Origin of the sequence: Flavobacterium okayamense, assembly GCF_019702945.1 — a bacterium.
GTDB lineage: Bacteria > Bacteroidota > Bacteroidia > Flavobacteriales > Flavobacteriaceae > Flavobacterium > Flavobacterium okayamense.
On sequence record NZ_AP024749.1, the window covers coordinates 326,866 to 349,456 of the forward strand.

The window sequence follows — 22,591 nt, forward strand, 5'->3', positions numbered from 1 at the left end:
ATGCCATTAGTAACTCCCCTTTCTCCAGAACATGATCTGGAAACGAAACAATTAGCCGAATTTTTTAATGAAACCTTGGGGTTTTGTCCGAACTCAGTATTAACCATGCAACATCGTCCGGCAATTTCAAAAGCTTTTATTGAGTTAAATAAAGCTGTAATGGAAAACAAAGGTCGTGTTACCTCATCTCTAAAAAGAATGATTGCTTGGGTAAGTAGTAATGCTACAGGCTGTCGATATTGTCAGGCACATGCCATTCGCGCTGCTGAACGTTATGGAGCCGAACAAGAAAAATTAGATAATATTTGGGAATATAAAACGAATCCTGCTTTTAATGATGCTGAAAGAGCTGCTTTAAATTTTTCATTAGCTGCTTCAGTACTTCCAAATGCCGTAAATGAGGATATAAAAACGGAACTTTACAAACATTGGAATGAAGGTGAAATTGTTGAAATGTTAGGTGTAATTTCACTTTTTGGTTATCTCAATCGTTGGAATGATTCAATGGGAACTGTTTTAGAAGATGATGCTATTGAAAGTGGCAATCAATATTTAGAAAAAACAGGTTGGGAAGTTGGAAAACATCAATAATTAAAAAATGCACTGAAAATCAGTGCATTTTTAATTTTTAGTTTCAAATAAAGACTTTATTTTTAAATTTTCAGGAGCTTTAGACAACTTAATTATTCGCTTTTCATTTGGCAGCAAATCAAAATAATTATCTTCAAAAAAGGCATTATTAGTTGAAGAGAGAAAAACATTTTTAGCTAAAATATCCGATGATATTTCTATGGTTCGTTCATCAAACTTTCTGATTTGAATATTTGGTTTTTGAAGCTTTAAATCTTTAGGTTTTACAAAGAAGTAATTGGCTGCTATTTGATTGAATTGAATATGTAAAACGCAGTTTTTTAAATCACGTTTTTCAAATTCATCCTTTGGAATTTCATAAACTATCATACTCGAATTCTCCTTTATAGTTACCTCTTTAGAAACTTTCCAAAGCGAATTTCCATCAAAAGAAAGTAATTCCAATTCTAAATTCCCAGAATAATTTTCAAAATTATCATTTATCAAAAACACTTTATATTTATTACTTTCCTCTTCAACCGAAAATAACAAATTCTCAAAACTTCGCTTTGCTTGATAATGAAACGCTTTCCAATTACCGTAATAATCCAACGAACTCCAAGATGTAACGGGCCAACAATCATTCAGTTGCCAATATAACGTTCCCATACAATACGGCTTCGCTCTTCGGTGGGCTTCTATAGCGATTTTCATGCCACGTGCTTGCAACAATTGCGAAACATAAAGGTAATCTTCAAAAATCTTTGGAACAACAAAATCGCGTTCCATGTATTCATTTATGGTTTCGTAACCTCTTGGATGTTTTTGATGATTTTTAAAAGCTTCGGAAGTAAAATTCAAGTCTTCCTTATTCATAACTTTTTGCAAGGTTTCCAAATTAGGCATTCCTTGAAAACCGTATTCACTCATGAAACGCCCAACTTTTTTTTCATAAATTTCAAAAAGTTCTTTTCCCCACCAAACGCCCCAATAATGTGAATCACCTTGTAACAAACTTTCCTTTCTTCCCCAACCTATCGATGGCGAAGACGACCAGTAAATGTTCTTTTCTTTCGGAAGCAAACTATCTAATGCCTGCGGAATCATTTCGTGAAATACTTTTTTGTAGTCGTTCCAAATTTGGGTTGAATCCGATTGTGAATAGTTGAATTGTTTTTGCCAACCCCAATTGTGCCAACCTTCGTCGTTTTCATTGTTACCACACCAAATTGCAATACTTGGGTGATTTTGCAAACGATTTACATTATCTATAACTTCTTGTTTTACATTTTGCACAAACGCATCATCGCCAGGATACATTGAACATGCAAACATAAAATCTTGCCACACTAAAATTCCGTTGACATCACAAGCTTCATAAAACGCATCATCAAAATAAACACCACCACCCCAAACACGAAGCATGTTCATATTCGCTTTTTTAGCATTTTTTACTAAAGAAAAATAAGTAGAATCAGAAACTCGTGGTAAAAAACTATCGGGCGGAACCACATTAGTACCTTTCATAAAAACCGGTTTTCCATTTAATTTAAAGTAAAAACTTTTCCCAATTTGGTCTTTTTCTTGAATTAATTCGATAGTTCGTAAACCAATATTTAGTTTTTTCGTATCTAAAAATTGATTTTTATGACTGATTTCAACTGTAAAAGGATATAAATTCGCGTCACCTAATCCGTTACACCACCACAATTTTGGATTCGTAATTTCATATTGCATTTGAATTATGTTTTTACCTTTTTTAAGGTTGAATGTTTCGATTTTTTCATTGATTTTTAACTGTATTGTTTTGACTTTGGAAACATAAATTTCGGTTGTGAATTCTAAAACAGCCTTTTTTTCTTTCAGTTCAATTTGGTTGTATTTAATATTTTCAATTTTTGCTGTATTCCAAAATTTCAATTGTACTAGTTTACAAATTCCAGCCGTTACAAATCGTGGTCCCCAATCCCAACCGAATTGATATTGCGCTTTTCGAACAAAAACACGTTCTTTTTCAGGTAATGTATAAGTCAATTTTTCAGCTTCATCTTTTCCTTTTTGAACAGCGGAATTAAAAACTACTTTTAAATGATTCGCGCCAATCTTCAAATGCGTTTTAGCTGAAATGGTCCATTTTCGGAACATATTATTGGCTTCTAAAACTACTTTTCCGTTCAAAAAAACAGTTGCATACGTATCTAAACCTTCAAATTCCAAGTCGATATTTTGAGTTTTGAGTTCGGATTTTGATAATGTAAAATACGTTTCGTATTCCCAATTTTCATTTTCAATCCACTGCAATTGCTTTTCATTGTCGCCAAAAAAAGGATCTGGAATTAATTGGTTTTGAAACAAATCCGTATGAACAGTTCCAGGAATGGTTGCCTTGTGTTTTTTTACTTCGTTTTGCTTGTTGAATGTCCAGTTTTCTAATGATAAATTGCGATAAGAAGTTTGTGCCGAAATGGAACAATTTAATAGAAATAAAAAAACTATATAGTATATTCTACTTAGCATGAAGTTTGTTTTTTAAGCTAATAATTTCCTCTTCATTTGCAGTTTCTGTTTCATCAGTAATTGCTGAAGAATGATACCAATTCGCATTGACTATTTCGTCTAATACTGAAATATTAGCCGAACGCAATCCGCCACCAGGCATGATTTCGATGCGATTATTGGCTTGAATTACTAATTGTTTCAAAACTTCTTTTCCTTCCATTACATTTGGGTAACTTCCAGAAGTCAAAATCGTTGAAAATCCACAAGAAATGATATCTTCTAATGCTTTCTCATAATCTAAAACTTCATCAAAAGCACGATGAAACGTGCAAGAAAAAGGTTTTGCTAATTCCACTAAAGCTTTATTCTGTTCAAGATTAATTGCTTTATCCTCATTCAAAATTCCGAATACAAATCCGTTAACTCCAAATTTTTTAATGGTTTCGATTTCTGATTTCATTTGTTTAAATTCAGCATCCGAGTAAGCAAAATCTCCTCCTCTTGTTCGAATCATCACATACAAATCGATGGTCAAATTTTCACGAGCTTGTTGAATCATTTCAATTGATGGAGTTGTTCCGCCAACTGAAATATCTACGCATAATTCTACTCTATCAGCTCCTGCTTTTTGAGCTATTAGTACAGACTCCAGATTAAAACAAGCGATTTCGATTTTTTTCATTATTTCATAAAGTAGTTCGCATCGATTAATTTATTTCCTGTTGCATCGTGAACGGCATAATTAAATCCGCCTTGTACACAATACGAACCGTATTCTCCTTTTTTATTCAAGGCGATAAATCCTACTTGGATATCTTTTAAATTTTTTCCACGATTTTGCGTCAGTTTTACAATTCGCATTACGGCTTCTTCGCACGCTTTTTGTGGCGATTTTCCTTGACGCATTAATTCTACTACTAAATGACAACCCGTAATTCTAATTACTTCTTCACCATGACCTGTTGCGGTTGCGGCTCCAATTTCGTTATCCACATACAAACCAGCTCCGATAATTGGAGAATCACCCACTCTTCCATGCATTTTAAAAGCCATACCACTTGTTGTACAGGCTCCAGACAAGTTCCCTTGATTGTCTAAAGCAATCATTCCTATAGTATCGTGATTTTCAATATTAGCTTTAGGATGATACTCACTCTTCTTCAACCATTCTTTCCATTCTTTTTCAGATGCTTCTACTAATAAGTTTTCTTTTTGAAAACCCTGTTCTAAAGCAAAATCCAATGCCCCTTGACCAACTAACATAACATGTGGTGTCTTTTCCATAACAGCTCTTGCTACAGAAATAGGATGTTTAATGTGTTCCAAACAAGCAACCGAACCAATATTTGAAAACTCATCCATAATACAAGAATCAAGCGTTACCTTCCCTTCTCTATCAGGTCGACCTCCATAACCTACACTTCTTTCATTAGGATCGCCTTCAGGTATTTTCACACCAGCTTCTACAGCATCTAAAGCTCTTCCATTATTTTGAAGAATTTTCCAAGCTTCTTCATTGGCTTGAATACCAAAATTCCAAGTCGACAAAACTATAGGTTTATTGACTTTTTGATTTGAATAAGATAATTCATTCTGATCCAAACCTTTAAAACTTGGAAGTGTAATTGCAGCAGATGCTAATGCCGTCTTTTTTAAAAAATCTCTTCTGTTTTTCATAATTCTACACTTATTTCGTCAACAAATAACCAACTTTTTGAACCTGCTCCGGGTTTTCCGTCTGCAATAATTCCGTTGTTTTTTGCTATTACTTTTATAAATTTAGTTTTTCTCTTTGGAAACTCAATTATAATTTTTCCTTTTGCGGTAATTATTTCGTTTTGAGAAATTGATTTTACAATTTGGAAATTAACACCATCAATTGAAGTAAAAAACTTAATTTCTTTAGGAAAATAAATCCAACTTCCTTCAGAAAGTAATGTGTTAATTCCAATTTTAGAAATAGTAGTATTTATTCCTAAATTGATAGTTGCTTCTAAATCGTCACCCCAGAATCCTAACCAATCCCTACCAAATTTTGAAGAATTTCCTTTCATTCCATCTACCAAAGTAAAACTTCCTCCGATTCCATAATTTTCATGCGGCTGATGCACCAATTCAATCTCTTTACCCGTTGATTTAGTAATGAAAAATGGTTGTTCGATAGTTGCACTTTTGGCTTTCCCATTTTCAAAATAAGCTGCTTTTATAGTTTGGCTTTTAGTAACTAAAATTGGTTTTTCATAAGGAATCGAATTTACATTTGGCTCTGAACCATCAGTTGTGTACTTAATTCCGTTTGGATTTGCTGATTTTAATTCGAATGCCACTCCATTTTCGGCAGGTTGGACTTTGGAAGTTACTTCAAAAATGGCTTTACTATAATTGATTCCTTTTTTATCATAGATTTCAAAATGTGAAATCAATCTTTTTTCGAATTCTTTGTATTCTTTCGAATTTGATGTTCCCCAAACCACTTCAGAAAGTGCTGCAATTCTTGGAAAAAGCATATATTCAGCATGTTCTGGTGTGTTGATATATTCTGTCCAAAGATTGGCTTGAGCACCTAAAATATATTTCGATTCTTCTGTTGAAAGTTCCTTTGAAATAGGATTAAAAGAATACACTTTTTCCACATTGGTATAACCGCCAAAAGCAATAGGTTCGTTTTTAGGTTCGCCTTGATAATGATCAAAATAACAATGTGAACCTGGCGACATCACTACGAAATGTTTTTGTTTAGCCGCTGCAATTCCGCCTTCGGTGCCACGCCAACTCATAACAGCTGCGTTTGGTGCTAATCCGCCTTCTAAAATTTCGTCCCAACCGATGATTTTTCGACCTTTACTATTTACGAATTTTTCAATTCGTTGGATGAAATAGCTTTGTAATTCGTGTTCATCTTTCAAGTTTTCATCTTTAATTCTCTTTTGACAATGCGGACAACTTTTCCAACGTACTTTTGGAGATTCATCACCACCGATGTGAATGTATTCCGAAGGAAATAACTCCATTACTTCTGTCAAAATATTTTCTAAAAAAGTAAAGGTTTCGTCTTTTGGACAAAAAACATCTTCTAAAACGCCCCACGTTTTTCCTACTTCAAAAGGTCCGCCATTACAAGAAAATTCAGGATACGAAGCTAATGCTGCTAGGGCATGACCAGGCATTTCGATTTCTGGAATAATGGTAATGTGACGTTCTTTAGCGTAAGCTACGATTTCTTTGATTTCATCTTGCGTATAAAATCCACCATATGGAATGTTATCAAAAGTTTGATCGGTGTAATGTCCAATCATTGAGCCATTTCGCCATGCTCCTACTTCAGTTAATTTGGGATATTTTTTGATTTCGATGCGCCAACCTTGATCATCGGTTAAATGCCAATGAAACGTATTCATTTTATAAATGGCGAGATAATCGATATACTTTTTGATGAATTCTTTAGAAAAGAAATGACGAGAAACGTCTAAATGCATGCCTCGCCATTGGAATTTGGGTTCATCTGTAATATTCAAACATTGAATTTTAATTCCCCTAATATTTTCTAAAGGAAGTAATTGTATTAAGGTTTGAACACCGTAAAAAGCACCTTGTGAAGTAGTAGAATTGATTATTATCTTATTTTTTGAAATGGATAAATTATACCATTCTTTAAAACTCTTCTCAATTTCAATTATCTTACTTAAGAAAACAATCTTAGAATCGGCTTTAGATGATGTTGAGATTTCTAAATTTAATCCCAATTGATTTTTTATGATCTGTTGTAAATATTTAGCTTCAAAAGAATCTTCATCTGCTTGAATAACTGTTTCTGAATTCAACTCAAAAAAGCCATCGTGGTAATCAATTTGGTGTGGTTTTGGAATAAATGCTAAATTCTCTTGTGAAAAACTTAACCAAGAAATTTGAAATAAAATTATAATCAAAAAAAACCTTTTCATTTGGAAAAATTTAGTCAGCTAAATATATAAAAAAAAGCCCCGCTAATGCGAGGCTTTTCTATAAAATCAAAAAATTATCTTTGTCCTAATTTATCTATTTGAGCTTGAACTTCTAGGTCGTCTCCTTCAAAAACATGCTCTTCAGTTTTAACTTCACCGTTGATTTCTGTTGTTAAAGTAACTGTTGCTTTTACTTTTCCATCATCATTTTTCTCTTTAATCACTTTCATATCTACAACTTTCATTTCTGCTCCATGATTGCAATTTGGTCCGTGAACGTGAGCTTCCCCGCCAATATATTTTCCATTCTCATCATATTGAGCCATACATTTTGCTTTACAAGCATCAGAGCATCCTTTTGCTTCACACATAGCAGCACATTCCTCTTTTGTCATTGTAGCGCATTTAGATAAATCGCAATGTCCATTTTCGCCACAAGTCATTTCAGTTTTTGCACAACAAGCACCTTTTTCTGTTGTAGCACCATGACCACCTAAGATTGGAGCAATTACTAGACCAATTAAACATGTTAATTTAATTAAGATGTTCATTGAAGGCCCTGAAGTATCTTTAAATGGATCTCCAACTGTATCTCCAGTTACAGCTGCCTTATGAGCATCTGAACCTTTGTATGTCATTTCTCCATTGATTTCAACACCAGCTTCGAAAGATTTTTTAGCATTATCCCAAGCTCCACCTGCATTATTTTGGAAAACTGCCCAAAGTACACCTGAAACCGTAACACCAGCCATATAACCTCCTAACATTTCTGCTACTAATTGGTTGTTATCTGGATATACTAACATTCCCACTAATACAATTGCAATAGGGAAACCAATTGTTAGAATTCCTGGTAACATCATTTCACGTAAAGCTGCTTTTGTAGAAATTTCAACACATTTACCATATTCTGGTTTTCCAGTACCTTCCATAATACCAGAAATTTCTTTAAATTGGCGACGTACTTCGTATACCATGTCCATTGCTGCTTTACCTACAGAGTTCATTGCTAATGCAGAGAAAACAACTGGAATCATACCACCAACGAATAACATTGCTAATACTGGAGCTTTGAAAATGTTAATTCCATCAATTCCTGTAAAAGTAACATAAGCCGCAAACAACGCTAATGAAGTTAAAGCAGCTGAAGCAATAGCAAAACCTTTACCAGTTGCAGCTGTAGTATTTCCTACTGAATCTAAAATATCTGTTCTTGTACGAACTTCTTTTGGCAATTCACTCATTTCAGCAATACCACCTGCGTTATCAGCGATTGGTCCGAAAGCATCAATTGCTAACTGCATAGCAGTTGTAGCCATCATTGCAGAAGCTGCTAAAGCAACACCATAGAAACCTGCTAATGCGTAAGAAGCCCAAATAGCTCCACCAAATAATAAAACTGTTGGGAATGTAGAAATCATACCTGTTGCTAAACCAGCGATTACGTTTGTTCCTGCTCCAGTTGATGATTTTTGTACGATTGCTAATACTGGCTTTGTACCTAAACCTGTATAATATTCTGTAACTGATGAAATAGCTCCACCTACAAATAAACCAATTAATGTAGCATAGAAAACTCTCATTGAAGAAATATCTTTTAATCCTTCTCCAAAGAATTCCATTTTCATTGTTTCAGGCAACATATATTTCACTAAGAAATAACACGAAACTAATGTTAATCCAATTGAAACCCAGTTACCAATATTTAAAGCACCTTGAACTTGTTTTTCTTTAGCATCGTCAGATGAAATTTTAACTAACATTGTTCCAATGATAGAGAATAAAATTCCGAAACCAGCAATTGCCATTGGTAATAAGATTGGTCCAATTCCGCCAAAAGCATCTTCAATTGCACCACCCATATCTTTAATAACATAGTTACCTAAAACCATAGCTGCTAAAACTGTTGCTACATAAGAACCAAACAAATCGGCACCCATACCTGCAACGTCACCAACATTATCCCCAACGTTATCAGCAATAGTAGCTGGATTACGCGGATCATCTTCAGGAATACCTGCTTCAACTTTACCTACTAAATCCGCACCTACATCGGCAGCTTTAGTGTAAATACCCCCACCTACACGTGCGAATAAAGCGATTGATTCAGCACCTAATGAGAATCCCGCTAATGTTTCTAAAACGATAGTCATATCTTCCGTTGAAGACCAACCACCATTCATAAAAACTTGGTATAAAATGATGAAAAAACCTGTTAAACCAAGAACTGCTAAACCAGCAACTCCTAATCCCATAACGGTTCCACCACCAAAAGAAACTTTTAATGCTTGTGGTAAACTAGTACGTGCCGCTTGAGTCGTTCTAACGTTTGTTTTTGTAGCAATCTTCATTCCCATATTTCCTGCTAGAGCCGAAAATATCGCTCCGAAAATAAACGCAACTACAATTAATATGTGAGTTGTAGGAACAATAAATGAAATTGCTGCTAAAGCAATACTTGCTCCTATAACGAAAAAAGTTAATAGTTTATATTCTGCTTTTAAAAAGGCTAATGCTCCTTCGTAGATATAATCTGAAATTTCTTTCATTTTACCATCTCCAGCATCTTGTTTTAAAACCCATGCTCTTTTATAAAGCATAAAAGCTAATCCTACTAATGCCATTATTATTGGCACATAAATCATTATTGAATCCATAAAAAATTTTGGTTGTTAGTATTATAATTTTTTGTAAATCAAACAAAAATAAACAAAAAAGGCAATATTGCTAGTGAATATTACCTTTTTTAATTGCTAATTTACTATATAGTTACTAGCGAATACTAAATAATCCTTCTGGTTTATTTTCTAAATCGTTAAAACGATTTGTACATTTTCTTAAAATTTCTTTTGCTTCATTAACGTCCCCCCAACCTTCAACATCTACTTTTTTATTTTCCAAGTCTTTATATACTTGGAAGAAGTGTTCGATTTCTTTAATTAAGTGTGGATTTACATCACTTAAATCGTTTAATTTATTCCAAATTGGATCAGAAACAGGCACACAAATTACTTTTTCATCTGGACCTTTATCATCTGCCATGTGGAAAACCCCAATTGGTTTTACCTCCATAACACAACCTGGAAAAGTTGGCTCGTTAACTAACACTAGAACATCTAATGGATCACCGTCTAATGCTAAAGTTTCAGGAATAAAACCATAATCTGCAGGATACATCATTGAAGAGAACAACATTCTATCGAAACGCATTCTTTTTAATTCAAAGTCATATTCATATTTGTTTCTACTTCCTCTTGGAATCTCAATCAATACATCAAATGTAGTAATTTTATCTGCTGTCATTTTATCTTATATTTTTAAAAGCGGGTGCAAAGGTAAAAAACAATTACGAATTACCAATTACGAATTAATAAATTAAAGGTTTTCTTCCTCTGCTTTCTAAATAATGATGCCATAAGAAAAATGCAGCCATACTTCTGTATGGTTTCCAATTATGTGAAAGATTAATTATTTCATCAGAAGTTAAGTAGCCAAACAAATCTTTTATTGTATTTACAATAGCAATATCGCCAATTGGTAAAATGTCTTGATATTGAAGTGAAAACATCAAATAAATATCGATTGTCCAATTTCCAATTCCTTTTACTTGAATTAATTCGGAACGAACAGTTGTTTCATCTTTATTTTGAAGTGAATTTAAATCTATTTTTTTTGACAAAACAGCCTCTGAAAGTGAATGCAAATAAGTTGCTTTTTAACGACTAACTCCGTTAATTCTTAAATCTTCAATTGAACTTTTCAAAATAGATTCTGGTTTAATTTCTCCCAAAAAAGATTCTAATTTTTGATAACACGCTTTTGCACAAGCTAATGAAACCTGTTGTTCTATTATAAGTTTGCACAAAGTTTCAAATCCTTGCTTTCGAAAAGGAATAAAAGGAACTCCATATTTTTTATATAAATTATCAAATACAGGTTCTTTCTCTATTAAGAATTGTATACTTTCTTGCATTTTAGAAATAAAAACCGAAGGAAGCTTTTACACCAAATTTTCTAGCATTAGGCATATCTAAATAGTTTCCACGCCATGCAAAATCGATTCGTAAGACTTTAAAAATATTTCCAACACCAGCGTAGTATTCCCAATAAAGATTTTCTGGCGCTACATAGTTTAAATTCGATGCATTTAACATTCTATTTTCATCAGAAACATGCCCAATTACTCCTTTAACACCAACAATTTCTCTTAAATTTAGCTTTCTTAACCCTGGAATTCTAGAAAACAATCTACCATTAAAATGATGTTCAAAATGTAATGACGCATATTCATCGGCAACAAAATCATAGTAATCTAAAAGATTATAGGTATTTTCGATAACAAACCACGATTGGTTACCTGGAATAACTCCCATTAAACCAAGAGGCACTTCTCCAAAAATCTTTCCAGTCTCAAATGTTGTAAACAATCTTCCAAATCCTCCTATTAAAACAGGTTGCCTGTAATAAAATTGCAATTTTTGGTAATTAAAATCACTAGACATTACTCCTTTTAAACCATTACTATAGCTTAAAAACAATCGGGCATAATTGTTATCAACTTCTAATCGATCAACTCCATAACCTACTGTTTTTCTTTTAGGTGTATATTCAGCAACTAGGTTTATTTCTGATTGCTTAACTTCACTTTTAATTTCAGATTGAGTTAAATCAGTATAATAATCTAAACTGAATTCGCTTGAAGCAGATTTTAAAGTTCGATAACTAAAATTGGTTTGAAAAATTAAGTTCTTTAAAGGCTCTATTTCTGCGCCTAATGTTGTTAAATTTATTGAAGTTAGCTGATTATTGACTCCACTTGCGAATAAAGCTGAAGATGCAAAACTTCTACCTAAAACATCATTTGACGTAGTTAGACTAACTCCAATTTGTTCAACATCTCTTCTATTTCCAAGTGAAAGAATTAATCGGTTTTTAGTATTAACCATCCACTTACCAATAATTCCATATTTGAATTGATTGTCTCTCAAACCGTAAGCTGTATAACCTTGAATTCTCCATCTATCATTTGGTCCAAAATACGTTCGACCTCCAACTCTTATTCTTTGTCCTTCAACGTCATTATAACCAAAAGTTGAAAAAATAGGACCAAAATCTAAATTACCGAATTGAATGTATCCACTTCCCAAAATTGAAGCTAAATTATAAATCTTCTTAAACTTTGGAACCGTTTGAAGTGTGTCCAACATTTTATAGATTCCGGCTTCATTTTCATTTAATTTTTCAAATCTATTTTCTACCCAAAAATCATCTGTTTGATTAAAAACTTCATTATCATAGAAATTTACTTCTTCTCGATAAAACTTTTCATCTTTAGGTTTATTGAACTCGTGATTTTTTACTATAGTTGTTCGTTTACCATAAACCCCTTTTGATTCTTCTTTTTTAGTCAAACTAAAATCAGACATCATGTAATCTCTTTTTAGTAAAAAAACAGAATCGTTTAACACATCAAATTCTTGTTCAATATAAATTTCTTTCACCCAGTTTATGTTTGCACTTTTACTAGCTTCAAGATTTATTTTTTTAATAGCCCAAGTTGTGTCGTTTACCCAAAAGTCTCCTTTAAAAGTTAATTCTCCTTTTCTTCTAGGGTAGTAAACAATATTATAACACCATTTATCATCAATAAATGTACTATCACTCAAGACATAATTATATACATCAATACCTGTTCGAGATAAAGGACTTATGAAAGACTTATCAAAGAATTTTAAATAATTTTTATAAATATCGTAATCAGCATAAAGATCTTTAATAAAAGTATTAACACCATCTCCATTACCAAAACCAGAATTCCTATTACCTTTTAATATTTCTTTTTTCTTATTTAAAACATTATCACCATAAACCTCACTAGCGCTTTCATTAATAAAAATAGGCAAATACGTTTTTCCAGTAATTCGTGAAGTATCAATATTGTCAAAAATAAACTCCATGCCTTTAAAAACTTTACTATTCATAAAAGCACTATCAATTGTATTCATATCAAATTCAACCTTTTCGTATTTATCATACTTATATTGGTCGAACATATACAAACCATTCTTACGTTTACGAGCCCAAATTTTTCGCAAAATATCAATTGCAGGATTGTTTTTCTTTGAAGTTTTTCCTGTGTAAACAATTACTTCTTTAAGTTCTGTTCCTTCTTTTAGAATAATTTTTAAATTGGCATTTAGCCCTTTCTTTAAAGGAACCTCTTGTGTTTGAAAACCAACAAAAGACACTACAATTGCAGAATACTCTTCATCAGCTTCAAAATAAAAACTTCCGTTTTCATCTGTTATAACTCCAGTTTTAGAGTTTTTAAATAAAACATTTGCAAAAGCTACTGGATCTCCAAATTCATCATAAACTTTTCCACCAACTTTTGTTTGTGAAAAAGCAACTAAACTAAAAAACAGAAAAAATAATATCTTTTTTACCATACCTGTATTCAAAAAAAAACTTCATCAGTATTGCTGATGAAGTTTCAAATATAAGAAGTTATATTTTATTTGTAAGCTACTTTTTTTACAGCTTTAATTACATCATTAGCATTTGGCAACCATTCTTTCAATAAAGCTGGAGAATAAGGTGCTGGAGCATCTGCTGTAGTTATTCTTTGAATAGGAGCATCTAAATAATCAAAAGCTCTTTCTTGAACCATATAAGTAATTTCAGAAGCAACTGAAGCAAATGGCCAAGCTTCTTCTAAAACAACCAATCTATTTGTTTTCTTAACCGAATTAATAATTGTATCGTAATCCATTGGACGAACAGTTCTTAAATCGATTACTTCACAAGAAATTCCTTCTTTTGCTAATTCTTCTGCTGCAGTTAAAGCTTCTTTAATAATTTTACCAAAAGAAACTATTGTTACATTAGAACCCTCTCTTTTAATATCAGCAACACCTAATGGAATTGTATATTCTCCTTCAGGCACTTCACCTTTATCACCATACATTTGCTCAGATTCCATGAAAATAACTGGGTCATTATCACGAATAGCAGATTTTAACAACCCTTTTGCATCATAAACATTTGAAGGAACAACTACTTTTAAACCTGGACAGTTTGCATACCAGTTTTCAAAAGCTTGTGAATGCGTTGCAGCTAATTGTCCTGCAGAAGCCGTAGGACCTCTAAACACGATAGGAATATTAAATTGACCACCAGACATTTGACGCATTTTAGCCGCGTTATTTATAATTTGATCAATACCTACTAATGAGAAGTTAAATGTCATAAACTCAACAATTGGTCTATTTCCATTCATTGCGGAACCAACAGCAATACCGGCAAAACCCAATTCGGCAATAGGAGCGTCGATAACTCTTTTTGGACCAAACTCGTCTAACATTCCTTTCGAAGCTTTGTATGCTCCGTTATATTCAGCTACTTCTTCACCTATTAAATATATTGATTCATCGCGACGCATTTCTTCACTCATTGCTTCGCAAACCGCTTCTCTAAATTGAATTGTTTTCATTCTTTTTAATTGTATGATTGGCAAAAATAAAAAAAATAGATCATTAAAAATAACTCTTGTTGGTTAAAAATAACTACAACGTTTTCTTAAAATACATTTTTTTCAAAAAAATATTATGCACGCATAGTATTTTTGGATTTATTTTATTAATTTCGTAACCCAAAATGATTAATAAACATAAACAATTTAAGTGATGAAAATACTAGTTTGCATCAGTCACGTACCTGATACTACATCAAAAATCAATTTCACCAACGGTGACACAGAATTTGACACAAATGGAGTACAGTTTGTAATTAACCCAAACGATGAATTTGGTTTGACTAAAGCTGTAATGTTAAAAGAACAACAAGGTGCATCAGTAACAGTTGTAAATGTTGGCGGTACTGACGCTGAAGCTACATTAAGAAAAGCATTAGCTATTGGTGCTGACGAAGCAATTAGAATAAATGCAAATCCAACAGATGGAATGTTTGTTGCTAAACAATTAGCCGAAGTTGTAAAAAATGGAGGTTATGACTTAATCATTGCAGGAACAGAATCTATTGATTATAATGGTGGAATGGTACCAGGAATGATGGCAGCATTATTAGGTTACAATTTTGTTAACTCATGTATTGGTTTAGAAGTTACTGGATCCGAAGCTAAAGTTGTAAGAGAAATTGATGGCGGAAAAGAAACTGTCTCGACTTCATTACCATTAATCGTTGGAGGTAAAAAAGGATTAGTAGAAGAAAAAGACTTGAGAATACCAAATATGAGAGGAATCATGATGGCTCGTTCTAAAGCTCTAGCAGTAAATGAACCAACAGGTAACGAAACTGCAACACAAGCAGTGAAGTTCGAAAAACCAGCTCCAAAATCAGCTTGTAAAATGATAAGTCCAGACAATATCGATGAGTTAGTAGACTTATTACACAATGAAGCTAAAGTAATCTAATTTTAATTTTAAAAAAAAGAATCATGTCTATTTTAATATACGCAGAATCGTCTGAAGGAAAATTTAAAAAAGTAGCTTTAGAGTTAGCTTCATATGCTAAAAAAGTTGCTGATAGTATGGGCACTAGCGTAACAGCTGTAACCATTAACGCAGGAAACACAGAAGAATTATCAAAATACGGAGTTAGTAAAGTTTTAAATGTTTCAAACGACAAATTAAATAATTTTAATGCAAAAGCTTATGCAGATGTTATAAAACAAGCTGCCGAAAAAGAAAGTGCAAAAGTTATCGTTTTATCGTCTACAACAGATAGCAAATACCTATCTCCTCTTGTTGCTGTAAACTTAAACGCTGGATTTGCATCTAATGTAGTTGCATTACCAGAAAGCACAAGCCCTTTCCAAGTAAAAAGAACTGCTTTTTCTAATAAAGCTTTCAATGTAACTGAAATTTCAACCGATGTAAAAGTAATCGGTTTAGCGAAGAATTCATTTGGTTTAGTGGAAGATTCAGTTTCATTAGCAGAAGAGGTATTTTCTCCGTCATTAAACGATGTAGATTTTGGAGTGAAGGTTGAAAACGTAGAAAAGGTAACTGGAAAAGTAACTATTGCAGATGCTGAAATTGTTGTTTCTGCTGGTCGAGGAATGAAAGGCCCTGAAAACTGGGGAATGATTGAAGAATTAGCTTCTGTTTTAGGTGCTGCAACTGCTTGTTCTAAACCAGTTTCTGATATTGGATGGAGACCTCACAGTGAACACGTTGGTCAAACAGGAAAGCCAGTAGCTTCAAACTTGTATATAGCTGTAGGTATCTCTGGAGCAATTCAACATATTGCCGGCATCAACGCTTCAAAAGTAAAAGTGGTAATCAATACAGACGCTGAGGCTCCTTTCTTCAAAGTTGCTGATTATGGAATCGTTGGTGATGCTTTTGATGTTGTTCCTAAACTAATCGAAAAATTAAAAACTTTTAAAGCTAATAACGCTTAATTTAGTTTTAAAATAGAATTTTATATTTGAAAATTAGAGTTATCTTTGTTTAGATAGCTCTTTTTTTTATTTTTGACACCTTATTCTATTAGCTATCATTTTTTAATGATTATTTGATCTATGAGTTTAGTGAAACTAACTATAAAAGGAATTTCGTACAGCCAAACCCAAAATGGAGCTTATGCTTTAATTTTAAATGAAGTTGATGGCGAACGTAATCTACCTATTGTTATTGGTGCTTTTGAGGCCCAATCCATTGCAATTGCTTTAGAAAAAGAAATAAAACCACCACGTCCTTTAACTCATGATTTATTTAAAAACTTTGCCGATCGTTTCGACATTGTGGTTAAACAAGTTATTATCCATAAATTAGTAGATGGTGTTTTCTTTTCAAGTATAATTTGTGAAAGAGATAAAATTGAAGAAATAATTGACGCACGAACATCTGACGCTATTGCTTTAGCTATACGTTTCAGTGCGCCAATTTTTACTTATAAAAACATTTTAGATAAAGCGGGAATTTATTTAAAAATGAACCCCTCTGAAAAAGAAGATGATGAAAATTCTGATGAAATTTTATCAACACCAGAAACTTTTGGAATAGAGGCCGAAAACGAAGTTAAACCTGGTGATTTTAGTCATTATACTTTAGAAGAATTATATCAAAAATTAGAAGAAGCTGTTCAAAACGAAGATTACGAAAAAGCAGCAAAAATTAGAGACGAAATCTCTAAAAAAGAATCATAACCCTAGCAAAAGATTATATGAATACAAGAATAGTTACCTTTTTCTTAATGCTTTTTTGCGCATTACAATTAAATGCACAAGAATTAGAAAAAAAATGGCAATTACAATCTTCAGAAAATGACTTCCTTGAATTAAAAGAAGGAACTTTTAGTTTAAAGTTATCTAATGACAGTGTTGTAAGAAAAGGAGATTACCTTATACAAGATAAGTATTTGTTTTTATTTGAAAACGGATCAGATTCTCCTACAAAAAGATTTAGAATTGAAACTACTACTGATTCTACTTTAACTTTAAAAAAAGGAGAAAAAGCATATTCTTTCTTTTCGTCTAATAAAGTAAAAAAAGAAGTTTCTGGTACAGAATTAATTCCTAATAAAGGATTAACGGCTACTGGAATTGGAAGAGGAATACTTGGAATGTTATCTTTATTAGGTATTGCATTTGCTTTTAGTTCAAACCGAAAAGCTATTAACTGGAAAACAGTTGGAATAGGTTTAATGGCTCAACTTTTTCTTGCATTCGGGATTTTAAAAGTTCCGTTCATTCAAGCGTTTTTTGACATTGTAGGAAAACTATTTACTAAAGTCTTAGAATTTACAAGAGCAGGAAGTGAATTTTTACTTGGAGGAATGATGGACATTCAAAGCTTTGGATTTATTTTCTTGTTCCAAGTTTTACCTACAATCATATTCTTTTCTGCATTAACATCATTGCTTTTTTATCTTGGAATTATTCAAAAAGTTGTTCAAGCAATGGCTATTGTTTTAACAAAGCTTCTTAAAATTTCTGGAGCTGAAAGTTTATCAGTTGCTGGTAATATTTTCTTAGGTCAAACGGAAGCTCCTTTGCTTATCAAAGCTTATCTTGAGAAAATGAATAAAAGTGAAATCCTATTAGTTATGATTGGCGGAATGGCAACAGTTGCTGGAGGTGTTTTAGCTGCTTACATAGGCTTTTTAGGTGGTGGAGATAAAGTTCTTGAAGCTGAATTTGCAAGACACTTATTAGCAGCTTCAGTTATGGCTGCACCTGGAGCAATTATAATTTCTAAAATTTTATATCCACAAAGTGAGATTATTAATACAGAAGTTGAAGTTACTAAAGATAAAATTGGTTCAAATATTCTTGATGCTATTGCAACAGGAACTACAGAAGGCTTAAAATTAGCTGCAAACGTTGCTGCAATGTTGCTTGTATTTATTGCTTTTATAGCCATGATCAATTATGGTTTAGATCAAATTGGTTATTACACTGGATTAAATTCTATTATTGCAGAAAACACTCCATACACAAAATTTTCATTAGAAACGATTTTAGGTATTGTTTTCTCTCCATTAATGTGGCTGATTGGTGTTGCAACTGAAGATATGATGTTAATGGGGCAATTATTAGGTATTAAATTAGCCGCTTCAGAATTCGTAGGATATATTCAATTGGCAGAGTTGAAGAATATGGCTAATGATATTCATTTTACCTATGAAAAATCAGTAATAATGGCAACCTATATGTTGTGTGGTTTTGCTAACTTTGCTTCAATCGGAATTCAAATTGGAGGAATTGGCTCATTAGCACCTAATCAAAGAAAAACATTGTCAGAATTTGGATTAAAAGCGGTAATTGGGGGTAGTTTAGCTTCGCTATTATCAGCTACAATTGCCGGGATGATTATCGGTTAATTAGGAATTATAAGTTGAAACTTTTTAACTTTCGACTTTTAACTTTTGACTTAAAAAAATGAAACAATACCACGACTTAGTAAAACATGTATTAGAGAATGGAAATCAAAAAGGAGATAGAACCGGAACGGGAACTATTAGTGTTTTTGGCTATCAAATGCGATTCGATTTAAGTGAAGGTTTCCCTATGGTTACCACAAAAAAATTACACTTAAAATCGATTATACATGAGCTGTTGTGGTTCTTAAAAGGTGAAACCAATATTGCCTATTTAAAAGAAAATGGCGTAAAAATTTGGGATGATTGGGCAGATGAGAATGGCGATTTAGGGCCGGTTTATGGTCACCAATGGCGTAATTGGAACAGTGAAGAAATCGACCAAATTACTGAATTAATTGAAACTATCAAGAAAAATCCAAACAGCAGAAGAATGCTAATTTCTGCATGGAACCCTAGTGTTTTACCTGATACTTCTGTTTCATTTGCTGAAAATGTAGCGAATGGAAAAGCAGCGCTTCCTCCATGTCATGCTTTCTTTCAGTTTTATGTTGCTGATGGAAAATTAAGTTGTCAGTTGTACCAGCGAAGTGCAGACATTTTCTTAGGCGTTCCGTTTAACATTGCTTCTTATGCTTTATTAACCATGATGATTGCACAAGTATGCGATTTACAACCTGGAGATTTTGTACATACATTTGGTGATGCACATATTTACAACAATCATATTGAGCAATTAGAATTACAATTATCTAGAGATTGTCGACCATTACCAACCATGAAAATGAATCCTGATGTAAAAAATATTTTCGATTTTACTTATGACGATTTCACTTTAGAAGGTTACGACCCACATCCACATATTAAAGGGCAAGTTTCGGTTTAAAATCGATGAAAAGGATATTTACAACAATATTTATTTTATTATTCTATTCATCATTTTCTCAAATATTAGATAATGAAAATAGAGATTATTCATTTATTGAATTAGATGAATATCCTACGACGCAAGAATGTCAAAATCACAGCAGACAAGAAAAATTTGATTGTTTTAAACAATTTCTAAATGATCATGTAAATAAAAATTTTAATTACCCAGAAAAAGCAATAAAAAATAAAATTAGTGGTAAGGTTTTGATCACATTTACCATAAACAAAGAAGGCAAAGTTGATAGTATTTTAACCGATGGATCAGATGAAATATTACAAAAAGAGGCTCGGAGAATAATATCAATATTACCCCAATTTAAACCAGGAATTGAGTCTGGAAAGCCAGTTAATGTAAAATATTCAGTACCTCTGACTTTTAAACTTCCTGATTAAAAGAAATCCTCACAACATACCCTTCATACGAACGAACATTAAAAACGGTTCCATCGTTGAAAATTAAATACTGTCCTTTTATTCCAGCTAAAATTCCAGAATAATTAGGCGTTTTATCTAAGTTAAGACTAGTTACTTTTGTTGGGTATTGTTCCACTGGATAATTTAAATAATACAAATGTGGTTCATTCAAAAAATAAGGTTTTACTTCATCTGGTAATACATTTTCTATTTTTAAACGCTCAGCAATTAAATCAGCATGAGAAACATCATTTTTTAACATTTTTTGCCAACTTGTTTTATCGGTAAAATAATCTTTCAAAGCAACTTCAGTAATTCCAGCTAAGTATCTATTCGGAACCTCCACAATTGGAATCGCTTGTATAGCTCCTTGATCTATCCATCGTGTAGGTACTTGAGTTTTACGCGTTACACCCACTTTTACTTCGCTCGACAACGCTAAATATACAATATGCGGTTGCAATTGTACTTTTTTTTCGTATTCCAAATCTCGATCTTCAATATCTAAATGTGCCTTGCTCAATTCGGGTTTCATTATCCAATCTCCAACAGCCGGACTACTCATAAAACAGTCATAACAAAATCCTTGTCGGAAAATTTTCTTAGGTTGGCCACAATTTAAACATTGATACCCTACAAATTCCATTGAAAAATTCTTTCCTATCGCCTGATTTACATGTATAAAACTATCTTCAAAAACTAAATAATATTGAATAGGGTTTCCTAATTCTGTTTGCATTTTTTGAAGTGTTCCTTGGTAATCCATGATTGAATTTTAATTGAGATGAATTAATAAATTAAAAAAAATGTTATTTTTGGTAAAGTTATCATTACTATTTTGATAATCATAATTTGACAAAACAAAATGCCGTTACCAATAATTAACTCAATAGCGTCATGGATTTTAAAGAAACGAATTCATCAAATGGAATTGTTCCTAAAGTATCCTCATGAAGTTCAAGAAGAGTTAATGTGTAATTTATTAAAATCTGCGGAAAATACAGTAATTGGTAAAAAGTACGATTTTTCAAGTATAAAAAACTACGAAACATTTTCTGAAAGAGTTCCTGTATCTACTTATGAAGATTTAGAACCACTTATTGAGGAAACTAGAAAAGGGGCTCAAAATGTTTTATGGAATACGCCTATAAAATGGTTTGCTAAATCGAGTGGAACTACAAATGCAAAAAGTAAATTTATACCAGTTAGTAGCGAGGCACTTGAAAATTGTCATTACAAAGCGAGTAAAGATTTATTGTGCTTATATTTAAACAACAATGAAAATTCGCAATTATTCACTGGAAAAAGTTTACGATTAGGTGGAAGTAAACAATTGTATGAAGACAACAATACATTTTTTGGCGATTTATCGGCCATTTTAATTGACAATATGCCTATTTGGGCAGAGTTTAGTTCAACACCAAGCAATAAAGTTTCTTTAATGGGCGATTGGGAAACCAAACTTCCAGCTATAATTAATGAAACTATACAAGAAAATGTAACAAGTTTAGCTGGCGTTCCAAGTTGGATGATGGTTTTACTAAATAAAACTTTAGAAACAACAGGAAAGCAAAATCTATTGGATATTTGGCCAAACGCTGAAGTATACTTTCACGGAGGTGTAAGTTTTGAACCTTATCGCGAGCAATACAAAAAACTATTTCCAAAAGATAATTTTAGCTATTACGAAATTTACAATGCTTCTGAAGGGTTTTTCGCTATTCAAGATTTAAACAATTCCAATGAATTATTATTAATGCTTGATTATGGAATATTCTATGAATTTATTCCAATGGAAACCTTTGGAACTACAAATCAAAAAGCGATTCCTTTACATCAAGTAGAATTAAATAAGAATTATGCAGTAGTAATTACTACGAATTCGGGTTTGTGGCGTTACTTAATTGGCGACACTGTTCGCTTCACGTCGATAGATCCTTTTCGAATCGTTGTTACTGGACGCACAAAACACCATATTAATGTTTTTGGTGAAGAATTAATGGTAGAAAACACTGATAAAGCATTAGCCAAGACTTGTAATGAATTAGGTTGCGAAGTTATAGATTATACCGTAGCTCCAATTTTCATGAAAGATAAAGAAAAGGGTGCTCATGAATGGATAATTGAATTTAAAACCTTACCTTCAAACATTGAAGGATTCGCAGCATTGTTAGACAAGAACCTACAAACTGTAAACTCTGATTATGAAGCAAAACGCTACAATAACATGACATTAAATCCGTTAAAAGTTAATGTAGCTCGTACTAATTTATTTTACGATTGGCTTAAAGAAAATGACAAGTTAGGTGGTCAACATAAAATACCTCGATTATCTAACGAAAGAAAGCACTTAGAAGAATTATTAAAAATGCAATTAATGCATATCTAAAAAA

19 protein-coding genes are annotated in these 22,591 nt (G+C 32.5%); 8 read left to right on the top strand and 11 right to left on the bottom strand.

Annotation, left to right across the window (positions count from 1 at the left end; translation table 11 throughout):
• Positions 1-591, top strand: a complete 591-nt coding sequence (locus tag KK2020170_RS01650) for a carboxymuconolactone decarboxylase family protein (RefSeq protein ID WP_221259074.1) — start codon at positions 1-3, stop codon at positions 589-591.
• Positions 592-621: 30 nt separating this feature from the next.
• On the opposite strand, the gene KK2020170_RS01655 is transcribed toward KK2020170_RS01650, so the two are convergent.
• From KK2020170_RS01655 to KK2020170_RS01695, 10 genes are all read right to left on the bottom strand, one after another.
• Positions 622-3,087, bottom strand: coding sequence for a beta-mannosidase (locus tag KK2020170_RS01655; RefSeq protein ID WP_221259075.1), 2,466 nt, complete (start codon positions 3,085-3,087; stop codon positions 622-624).
• Positions 3,077-3,751, bottom strand: coding sequence for a copper homeostasis protein CutC (locus KK2020170_RS01660; protein ID WP_221259076.1), 675 nt, complete (start codon positions 3,749-3,751; stop codon positions 3,077-3,079). Before KK2020170_RS01660 ends, KK2020170_RS01655 begins: the two co-directional genes overlap by 11 nt.
• Positions 3,751-4,746, bottom strand: coding sequence for an isoaspartyl peptidase/L-asparaginase (locus tag KK2020170_RS01665; RefSeq protein ID WP_221259077.1), 996 nt, complete (start codon positions 4,744-4,746; stop codon positions 3,751-3,753). Before KK2020170_RS01665 ends, KK2020170_RS01660 begins: the two co-directional genes overlap by 1 nt.
• Positions 4,743-7,010, bottom strand: coding sequence for a glycoside hydrolase family 20 protein (locus tag KK2020170_RS01670; protein ID WP_221259078.1), 2,268 nt, complete (start codon positions 7,008-7,010; stop codon positions 4,743-4,745). Before KK2020170_RS01670 ends, KK2020170_RS01665 begins: the two co-directional genes overlap by 4 nt.
• A 74-nt stretch (positions 7,011-7,084) precedes the next feature.
• Entirely contained in the window at positions 7,085-9,667 is a 2,583-nt protein-coding gene (locus KK2020170_RS01675; protein ID WP_221259079.1) for a sodium-translocating pyrophosphatase, read from the bottom strand.
• Between the two features lie 115 nt (positions 9,668-9,782).
• Positions 9,783-10,313, bottom strand: coding sequence for an inorganic diphosphatase (locus tag KK2020170_RS01680; RefSeq protein WP_221259080.1), 531 nt, complete (start codon positions 10,311-10,313; stop codon positions 9,783-9,785).
• A 64-nt stretch (positions 10,314-10,377) separates the two neighbouring features.
• Positions 10,378-10,713: a DNA-3-methyladenine glycosylase family protein gene (locus KK2020170_RS13160; RefSeq protein WP_255567328.1), complete on the bottom strand. Its 336-nt coding sequence runs from the start codon at positions 10,711-10,713 to the stop codon at positions 10,378-10,380.
• A 12-nt stretch (positions 10,714-10,725) separates the two neighbouring features.
• On the bottom strand, positions 10,726-10,983 hold the full coding sequence (locus tag KK2020170_RS13165) for a DNA glycosylase family protein (protein ID WP_255567329.1): 258 nt from the start codon (positions 10,981-10,983) through the stop codon (positions 10,726-10,728).
• 1 nt (position 10,984) lies between these two features.
• Positions 10,985-13,459 (bottom strand): DUF5686 and carboxypeptidase-like regulatory domain-containing protein, encoded by a 2,475-nt coding sequence (locus KK2020170_RS01690; RefSeq protein WP_221259081.1) that lies wholly within the window; start codon positions 13,457-13,459, stop codon positions 10,985-10,987.
• Between the two features lie 65 nt (positions 13,460-13,524).
• Positions 13,525-14,502, bottom strand: coding sequence for a pyruvate dehydrogenase complex E1 component subunit beta (locus KK2020170_RS01695; RefSeq protein ID WP_221259082.1), 978 nt, complete (start codon positions 14,500-14,502; stop codon positions 13,525-13,527).
• A 193-nt stretch (positions 14,503-14,695) separates the two neighbouring features.
• Between KK2020170_RS01695 and KK2020170_RS01700 the strand changes: the two genes are divergently transcribed.
• The 6 genes from KK2020170_RS01700 to KK2020170_RS01725 all read left to right on the top strand — a co-directional run bounded on the left by KK2020170_RS01700 (position 14,696) and on the right by KK2020170_RS01725 (position 20,177).
• On the top strand, positions 14,696-15,442 hold the full coding sequence (locus KK2020170_RS01700) for an electron transfer flavoprotein subunit beta/FixA family protein (RefSeq protein WP_221259083.1): 747 nt from the start codon (positions 14,696-14,698) through the stop codon (positions 15,440-15,442).
• 23 nt (positions 15,443-15,465) lie between these two features.
• Complete coding sequence (locus KK2020170_RS01705; protein ID WP_221259084.1) at positions 15,466-16,434, top strand: electron transfer flavoprotein subunit alpha/FixB family protein; 969 nt, start codon at positions 15,466-15,468, stop codon at positions 16,432-16,434.
• Between the two features lie 120 nt (positions 16,435-16,554).
• The gene (locus KK2020170_RS01710) at positions 16,555-17,181 is read left to right on the top strand and encodes a bifunctional nuclease family protein (RefSeq protein ID WP_221259085.1); all 627 of its coding nucleotides are present in this window, start codon (positions 16,555-16,557) and stop codon (positions 17,179-17,181) included.
• Positions 17,182-17,198: 17 nt separating this feature from the next.
• Positions 17,199-18,857 (top strand): NupC/NupG family nucleoside CNT transporter, encoded by a 1,659-nt coding sequence (locus KK2020170_RS01715; RefSeq protein ID WP_221259086.1) that lies wholly within the window; start codon positions 17,199-17,201, stop codon positions 18,855-18,857.
• A gap of 58 nt (positions 18,858-18,915) precedes the next feature.
• A complete protein-coding gene (locus KK2020170_RS01720) occupies positions 18,916-19,740 on the top strand; it encodes a thymidylate synthase (RefSeq protein ID WP_221259087.1) in 825 nt (274 codons plus the stop codon).
• A gap of 5 nt (positions 19,741-19,745) precedes the next feature.
• Positions 19,746-20,177, top strand: coding sequence for an energy transducer TonB (locus KK2020170_RS01725; protein ID WP_221259088.1), 432 nt, complete (start codon positions 19,746-19,748; stop codon positions 20,175-20,177).
• On the opposite strand, the gene KK2020170_RS01730 is transcribed toward KK2020170_RS01725, so the two are convergent.
• On the bottom strand, positions 20,161-20,964 hold the full coding sequence (locus KK2020170_RS01730; RefSeq protein WP_221259089.1) for a DUF2797 domain-containing protein: 804 nt from the start codon (positions 20,962-20,964) through the stop codon (positions 20,161-20,163). The two genes, KK2020170_RS01725 and KK2020170_RS01730, sit on opposite strands and share 17 nt — an antisense overlap.
• 99 nt (positions 20,965-21,063) lie before the next feature.
• Between KK2020170_RS01730 and KK2020170_RS01735 the strand changes: the two genes are divergently transcribed.
• A complete protein-coding gene (locus KK2020170_RS01735; RefSeq protein ID WP_221259090.1) occupies positions 21,064-22,587 on the top strand; it encodes a GH3 auxin-responsive promoter family protein in 1,524 nt (507 codons plus the stop codon).
• Positions 22,588-22,591 lie beyond the last annotated feature (4 nt).

Bases quoted from the DNA above. Each gene is read 5' to 3' on its own strand.
- KK2020170_RS01720 (WP_221259087.1), top strand. From the start codon at position 18,916: ATGAAACAATACCACGACTTAGTAAAACATGTATTAGAGAATGGAAAT.
- KK2020170_RS01695 (WP_221259082.1), bottom strand. From the start codon at position 14,502: ATGAAAACAATTCAATTTAGAGAAGCGGTTTGCGAAGCAATGAGTGAA.
- KK2020170_RS01680 (WP_221259080.1), bottom strand. From the start codon at position 10,313: ATGACAGCAGATAAAATTACTACATTTGATGTATTGATTGAGATTCCA.
- KK2020170_RS01715 (WP_221259086.1), top strand. From the start codon at position 17,199: ATGAATACAAGAATAGTTACCTTTTTCTTAATGCTTTTTTGCGCATTA.
- KK2020170_RS01690 (WP_221259081.1), bottom strand. From the start codon at position 13,459: ATGGTAAAAAAGATATTATTTTTTCTGTTTTTTAGTTTAGTTGCTTTT.
- KK2020170_RS01670 (WP_221259078.1), bottom strand. From the start codon at position 7,010: ATGAAAAGGTTTTTTTTGATTATAATTTTATTTCAAATTTCTTGGTTA.
- KK2020170_RS01735 (WP_221259090.1), top strand. From the start codon at position 21,064: ATGCCGTTACCAATAATTAACTCAATAGCGTCATGGATTTTAAAGAAA.
- KK2020170_RS01700 (WP_221259083.1), top strand. From the start codon at position 14,696: ATGAAAATACTAGTTTGCATCAGTCACGTACCTGATACTACATCAAAA.
- KK2020170_RS01675 (WP_221259079.1), bottom strand. From the start codon at position 9,667: ATGGATTCAATAATGATTTATGTGCCAATAATAATGGCATTAGTAGGA.
- KK2020170_RS01705 (WP_221259084.1), top strand. From the start codon at position 15,466: ATGTCTATTTTAATATACGCAGAATCGTCTGAAGGAAAATTTAAAAAA.
- KK2020170_RS01710 (WP_221259085.1), top strand. From the start codon at position 16,555: ATGAGTTTAGTGAAACTAACTATAAAAGGAATTTCGTACAGCCAAACC.
- KK2020170_RS01655 (WP_221259075.1), bottom strand. From the start codon at position 3,087: ATGCTAAGTAGAATATACTATATAGTTTTTTTATTTCTATTAAATTGT.
- KK2020170_RS01650 (WP_221259074.1), top strand. From the start codon at position 1: ATGCCATTAGTAACTCCCCTTTCTCCAGAACATGATCTGGAAACGAAA.
- KK2020170_RS01725 (WP_221259088.1), top strand. From the start codon at position 19,746: ATGAAAAGGATATTTACAACAATATTTATTTTATTATTCTATTCATCA.
- KK2020170_RS01730 (WP_221259089.1), bottom strand. From the start codon at position 20,964: ATGGATTACCAAGGAACACTTCAAAAAATGCAAACAGAATTAGGAAAC.
- KK2020170_RS01660 (WP_221259076.1), bottom strand. From the start codon at position 3,751: ATGAAAAAAATCGAAATCGCTTGTTTTAATCTGGAGTCTGTACTAATA.
- KK2020170_RS13165 (WP_255567329.1), bottom strand. From the start codon at position 10,983: ATGCAAGAAAGTATACAATTCTTAATAGAGAAAGAACCTGTATTTGAT.
- KK2020170_RS01665 (WP_221259077.1), bottom strand. From the start codon at position 4,746: ATGAAAAACAGAAGAGATTTTTTAAAAAAGACGGCATTAGCATCTGCT.